We start from the raw sequence: 4,739 nt of genomic DNA, 5'->3' as shown, positions 1-4,739 counted from the left end.
CTATCCCTTACCCGAAGCCCAACTGGATCGCTTTATGGCAAAAATTACTGTCCAGGCGCCCCCCAGAACCACCTGGATCAAGATTCTCTCGGAGGAGCCCGCCAACCCCCAGCCCGTGGCTGGGCTGGATTTGCTCGAGGCCCGCGCCGAATCGCGGCAGGTGGTGGTCAGCCAGCCCGCGCTGGAAGCGATTGCCAACACCGCCCAGCTAGCCAACGAGGAAAAACACCTGCGTATGGGACTCTCGCCGCGTGGGGCCAAGGCCTGGCTCAACCTGGCCAAAGCCCTGGCCTACCTGGCAGGCCACGCCCACCTCGACTGGGACGACCTGCGCAGCTCAGCCATGCCCGCCCTCTCACACCGGATGCTTCTGACCGAGGAAGCCCAGTTTGAGGGAGTCCGCATTGAGCAGATCGTCCAGGATTTGTTGCGCCGCACCATGGCAAAATAACCGCTGCACCTCTCAACGGGGCAGACTCTCCAGCAGCTTTTTGGGCATCTTGCAGACCATGGTGTAGGCCGGGTCGAAGATATTGCCCAGATCGTAGCGGACACACTGACCCATCAGCTGCGAGGCGCTTTGAATATCCAGAGCGTACTCCGTGGTAAGCCAGCGTAGCATCTCGCTGGTGGCGTGCTGTACGCACTGGTCGAGGGGCCGCGCATTGCCTACCGTAAATAGGTACTCTGCGTCTTCTCCCCTGGGCCACTCGATGCGCTGGCCCTTGATGAGATCAACGCTGAACCGCACCTCCATGGAGGTCTCGATACCGGTTCCGGTGATTTCGCCATCCCCCTGCAAGGCGTGTCCGTCGCCCAGGAAAAACAAGCCACCCTCCGCCAGAACCGGGAAGTACGCCGTGACCCCTTCCCTGAACCCCCGGTAGTCCATATTGCCGCCGTGGGGGCCAGAGGTGGCGGTGGAGATGGCCTGCCCACGACTGGGAGCAACCCCAAAGCAGCCCAGCATGGGATCCAGAGCCAGTTTCAGGCCCTCGAGCCTGCCCGCAGGCGAACACAATTGGGCGGTGTTGGCAACAAGATCAATCTCCCAGTCCAGCCTGCGCTGCTCTCCCCTGGCCTGGGCCAGAGCAGGTACGTCGTCGGGGTCTACCACACCCGAGGCCAGCACCACCCCCGACCAGCCACTGGTGCGACTGGGCCTGAGTTTCTCCAGCCTGACCACCAGCGTATCGCCTTCCTGTGCCCCCTGGATAAAGAAAGGCCCGGTCATGGGGTTGCCCCTGGGGGTGGCCTGCTGCAAGTGCTGATCCAGCCCACTTGCGTCCACACAGGTGGTGGCTACTGTGTCGCCAGGGGCGATTGTGAGCACGGGTGGATGGGAGCCGATGGTGTTGTGGTAATGGGTCGGTTTGAAGGAATGGGTTGGCATGGCTCCCCTAGCATACGCATGTGTCACCGACCCAAAATGGGTGGAGACTGCCACCAGACCTGGACAGCAACTTTACCCACGAAGGAATGTAGTAAGACAGGCGCCTATCCCAACCGCGGCAATCGGTAACATGGCTCCATGTCTAACCGCTATATTGGCAAACCCATGAAGCGCCTCGAGGATGGCAAGCTGATCCGGGGCCAGGGGCAGTATCTCGCTGACATCCAAGTGGAAAACTTGCTCCATCTGGTGCTGTTGCGCAGCCCCTACGCACACGCCAGGCTGGGCCGGACAAGCGTGGCCGACGCCCTGCAAATACCGGGGGTTGTGGCAGTCTACACCGCCAGGGATCTGCCTACCCTGCACGCGCCAGCCTCGGCAGCGCGGGATGCTAAAGTGGTAACCCACCCGATGTTGGCTAGCGATACCGTGCGCTATGTGGGCGAGCCAGTCGCGGCGGTTGTGGCAACCTCGCTGGCTGCCGCCCAGGATGCACTTTTACAGATCAGCGTGGACTACGATCCCCTGCCGGCCTATCCGACCCCATTGCTGGCCATGCAGGCCGAGCCGCTGCACCCCCAGCTCCTAACCAATATCGCTCTACAACGCACCACCGCCTCGGGGGAGACCGCCGTAGCTTTTGAAAAGGCCCATAAGGTGGTAAAGGCCCAGCTGGTGCAGCAAAGGGTGGCTCCGGCTCCAATGGAACCCAGGGGCATTCTGGCTGTCTGGGACGGGATTCGCGAGGCCCTGACGGTCTGGTCCAGCGCTCAGATGCCCCACGATCTGCGCAGTGCGATAGCAGAGAGGCTCGAGCTCGCCGAAAACCAGGTACGGGTGATTACCCCGGATGTGGGCGGGGCTTTTGGCGCCAAGATCAACGTATACCCCGAGGAAGTCCTGGTGGCCTATCTGGCCAGACAACTGGGCAAGAGCGTCCGGTGGGTCGAGCAGCGCAGTGAGAGTTTCAACGCCACCATTCACGGGCGGGCCCAGCAAGCCGAGCTGGAGATGGCCTTCGACTCCCAGGGCCAGATTCTGGGCCTGCGCGGGCGGGTAGTGGCAGACCTGGGCGCCTATGCACTGGAGACCACGCTGGGCAACCTGCCCGGCACCATCCTGATGCTGCAAGGCCCCTACGAGATTCCGGCGGTGGAGCTGGAGATGCTGGGCGTATACACCAACGCCACCCCCACCGGAGCCTACCGCGGCGCCGGACGGCCCGAGGCGACCTATTACCTGGAGCGGCTGCTGGACATAGGCGCCAGAGAGCTGGGCCTCGACCCAGCGGAAATACGGCGAAAAAACCTGATTACCGGGCCGTTCCCCTACAAAACCCGCACCGGGGCCAGGTACGATTCTGGGGCTTATGCCGAGGTTTTCCAGAAGCTGCTCGAGGTGAGCAACTACCCGCAACTGCGAGAGGAGCAGGCCCAGGCCCGTAGCCAGGGGCGTCTGGTGGGAATTGGTCTCTGCTGCTATGTGGAAATCACCGGTTACGGCTGGGAGACCGGCGGGGTGCGGGTCAATCCGGATGGCAGCGTGGTGATTTTAACCGGAACCTCGCCCCACGGCCAGGGCACCCAGAATGCCTTTGTGCAGATTGTGGCCGACCTGCTGGGCATCGCGCCTGAGCGCTTCAGCGTGGTGCAGGGCGACACCCTGGCGATCCCCTACGGGATGGGCACCGCGGGTAGCCGCACCCTTTCGGTGGGGGGTTCGGCGGTGAAAAAAGCAGGCGAGATAGTGCGCGACAAACTGATAAAGATCGCTGCACATCTGCTCGAAGCTGCTCCGGAGGACATTGAACTGGGTGAACAGGGTTGGGGCGTGCGTGGAACCGACAAGCGGGTCGGGATGGAGCAGATCCTCGCCACGGCCTTTAGCCACCGCAAGCTGCCGCCCGGCATGGAGCCCGGGCTGGAGGGGCAGTCGAGCTTCTCCCTCAAGGACGCCAACTATCCATTCGGCTCGCACCTGGCCATGGTCGAAGTAGACCGGGAGACAGGCCTGGTGCAGATTCTGCGCTACCTTGCGGTGGACGACTGTGGGGTGGTGGTGAACCCTCTGCTCTACGAGGGCCAGCAGCACGGCGGCATTGCCCAGGGCATCGGGCAGGCCCTCTATGAGGGCATCCACTACGACCGCGAAGGGCAGAACCTGACGGCCAGCTTCCTGGAGTACGCCCTGCCGAAGGCCGCTCAAATCCCCCGGATGGAACCCTACCCCCACCAGACCCCCTCCCCCACCAATCCCCTGGGCGTAAAAGGGGTGGGCGAGGCGGGCGCTATCGGCGCTACCCCAGCAGCGGTCGGTGCGGTGGTGGACGCGCTGGGCATTGGCCATCTGGACATGCCGCTCACACCGGAAAAGGTGTGGAAGCAGATACCTCGCCAGTCCACCGTCCGGCAGTCCCACTGAGTGTGCAGGTGACAAAACCCCAGGTTCAGGCGAAAGGAAACCTCTACGGCCAGTAACCTCCGACGCTATGGAACTCAAGCTAACGAACCACTGAAGATTCTTCGGTAGACATTTTCTAGTGAGTCGCTGCGGCCTTTCTGGTGGGCCTGCAGGTAAGCGGGTCGGCCCATCGCCAGAATCAGTTCTTCCGCCATTTGTTCGCGCAGAGCCCGCTGCTCGTCTGATAAAGCCAGTCCAATTGACTCCTCGAGCTGCGCCAGCACCCCCAGGGCCCAGGACGACTGCTCGAGGTCGCCCCGCCTACTGGCAATCCTGGCCATGGTTTCAAAGCATTCATTCAGGCCATGCCGTACCCCTGCACGGTAGTAGTGGTTCAGGCTTTGCAGCAGCACTTCCCAGGCCCTGTCGTAGTCTTGCTGTTCGTACCAGAGTGTGGCCAGGTTGTGGGTGGAGATACCCAGACCCCAGTAATCTCCTAGCTCCTGGTTGAGCTCGAGGCTTTGCTGGTAGAGCTGGTGGGCTTCCTGCCAGTGGCCCTGATCCTGGGCCAGGCCGCCCAGGAAGTTATGGAGCGCGGCTATAGATCGCTTTTCGCCTAGCTCGCTAAAAATCGCCAGGCTGTGCTGAAAGTAGGTTCTTGCCACTTCATTTTGAGTCTGTCCCCGCATCGCTACCCCCAGGTTCATCAAGCCCAGGGCCTCGAGGTTCTGGTCGCCAATTTCGCGGGCGATCGCCAGGCTCTGGCGAGCGTAGTGCTCAACCTTAGGATAGTCGGCCTGGTCGCGCGCGCTCACGGCCAGATTGTTCAGCGCGATGGCCTCCCCCCGCCGGTCTCCGAGCGCCCGTCGAGAGGCCAGGGCCTGCTCTAAATACTCGAATGAACGGGTGTACCGACCACAGGTGCGGGCCATTATTCCCGCCGCAT

General features: G+C 62.4%; 4 protein-coding genes. 2 read left to right on the top strand and 2 right to left on the bottom strand.

Annotated elements, in window-relative coordinates; all coding sequences use genetic code 11:
* A partial coding sequence (locus Q0288_RS17930; RefSeq protein WP_299433784.1) for a MoxR family ATPase occupies positions 1-451 on the top strand: 451 nt, incomplete at its 5' end.
* A 12-nt stretch (positions 452-463) separates the two neighbouring features.
* Here the strand turns inward: Q0288_RS17930 and Q0288_RS17925 are convergent.
* On the bottom strand, positions 464-1,393 hold the full coding sequence (locus Q0288_RS17925; RefSeq protein WP_299433781.1) for an acetamidase/formamidase family protein: 930 nt from the start codon (positions 1,391-1,393) through the stop codon (positions 464-466).
* 138 nt (positions 1,394-1,531) lie between these two features.
* On the opposite strand from Q0288_RS17925, the gene Q0288_RS17920 reads away from it, so the two are divergent.
* Complete coding sequence (locus tag Q0288_RS17920) at positions 1,532-3,814, top strand: xanthine dehydrogenase family protein molybdopterin-binding subunit (RefSeq protein WP_299433778.1); 2,283 nt, start codon at positions 1,532-1,534, stop codon at positions 3,812-3,814.
* A gap of 74 nt (positions 3,815-3,888) precedes the next feature.
* Here Q0288_RS17920 and Q0288_RS17915 read toward each other — a convergent pair.
* The coding region (locus tag Q0288_RS17915) for a tetratricopeptide repeat protein (protein WP_299433775.1) at positions 3,889-4,739 on the bottom strand (851 nt) is incomplete at its 5' end.

Source organism: uncultured Meiothermus sp. (assembly GCF_937863175.1).
Classification (GTDB): domain Bacteria; phylum Deinococcota; class Deinococci; order Deinococcales; family Thermaceae; genus Meiothermus.
This window is presented reverse-complemented; position numbering and strand designations above follow the sequence as displayed.

Excerpts from the sequence above, each read along its gene's own strand:
- Q0288_RS17920 (WP_299433778.1), top strand. The coding sequence starts at position 1,532 with ATGTCTAACCGCTATATTGGCAAACCCATGAAGCGCCTCGAGGATGGC.
- Q0288_RS17925 (WP_299433781.1), bottom strand. The coding sequence starts at position 1,393 with ATGCCAACCCATTCCTTCAAACCGACCCATTACCACAACACCATCGGC.